The 1,503-nt window shown below is 41.7% G+C and carries 2 pseudogenes; both read left to right on the top strand.

Annotated features, from left to right (window positions below):
• Window positions 1-1,238, top strand: a pseudogene (locus tag VF500_RS05420) (hypothetical protein); the annotation flags it as partial.
• Between the two features lie 11 nt (window positions 1,239-1,249).
• A pseudogene (locus tag VF500_RS05415) lies at window positions 1,250-1,503 on the top strand (hypothetical protein); the annotation flags it as partial.

Genomic DNA, 1,503 nt, shown 5'->3' with positions numbered 1-1,503 from the left:
TATTATCGAAGGAAAATTTCATGAAAAGCCTGACCTGGCTGGATTTTGCCAAAGTTCGTGCTTCCTGGGGCCGCTTAGGCAACCAAAATATCAGCAATTATTATAATGGCAGCGATATCCTTAGCTCAGGACAGAATTATTCGTTCGGCGGAACCCTTTACTCGGGTGTTGCAATTACGGCCATGACCAACAAGAACCTGACCTGGGAAACAGCTCAGCAGCTTGATTTAGGGCTTGATATCTCTTTCCATAATAACATTGAAATTACTGCAGATTATTTTGATAAAAGGACTAAAAACCTCTTGCTGATCCAGCCAATTCCGCTAACGATTGCTCAATCGGCGCCAACAGCTAATGCAGGTGAAGTACAAAACAGGGGCTTTGAGCTTGGGATCTCCTATAAAAAGGTATTTGACAATGGCATTAAATTCAGGACCTCACTGAATGTATCGCACATTGTAAACAAGATACTCGCCATGAATGTGCCTCAGCAGCTTACTTCGCCAAAAGCGATTGTTGTTGGTTCGGCTATAAATTCATTCTATGGTTATCAAATGACGGGGATTTACCAGATCTCTGATTTTACATGGCAAAACAACAGTGATGCATCTATCCCTTATGCAAACCGCACCTATACACTTAAACCGGGTGTAGTTAAAGTAAGCGATTATAACGCACAACCTGGCGACATTAAATATGCCGACCTTAACGGTGATGGTATAGTTGACCAGAATCATGACCGCAAAATTATCGGGAAGCAGTTTCCAAGCGTTACGTATGCTTTTAACTTTAATGTAGCCTGGAAAGGCTTTGACCTGGGCGCATTTTTACAAGGTGTACAAGGTATGCAAGGTTACACCTACTATGAAATCGCTTCGCCTTTTAGCGGCTTTGCAAACCTCGGTACCTGGTGGTTAAACAGGTGGACACCACAAAACCCATCTAATACTTATCCCCGCCTTACATTGGATGGCGTAAGAAACAATATCCACTCTTCTTTCTACGTCGAAAATGCATCCTATCTGAGGATTAAAAATATTGAATTAGGATATACTTTAAGTCCGGCTGCTATTAAGAAAATTGGCTTAAGCTCGCTGAGGATCTATGCGAATGTGCAAAACGCATTCACATTTACCAAATTCAAAGGATTTGACCCGGAACAAACCACGGACCAAACAAGGGCCGAAGCATATCCGCAAGTCCGGGTAATGACCGCAGGTATAAATGTTAATTTCTAAATGATAAAATCATGAAAACTATATATAAAGTCTTAATCGTATTTTCTGTTATTAATCTTGCAAGCTGCAAGAAGGGCCTTCTGGATAAGACGCCGAAAGACCGTTTGTCGCCCTCGACATTTTACCAGAATGAAACCCAGGTAAAAATGGCTTTGGTAGGTATTTACAATGCGATACAACCCAATGCAACGCCAGCACATTTTTTTCAGTTTGAATTTGAGTCGGATAATGCCTATTGTCAGGACGCATGGCAGGGCTCAAAAGA

Origin of the sequence: Mucilaginibacter sp. (assembly GCF_036383575.1) — a bacterium.
Lineage (GTDB): Bacteria > Bacteroidota > Bacteroidia > Sphingobacteriales > Sphingobacteriaceae > Mucilaginibacter.
The sequence above is the reverse complement of the archived record's forward strand: the minus strand, read 5'-3'. Positions and strand labels throughout refer to the sequence as shown.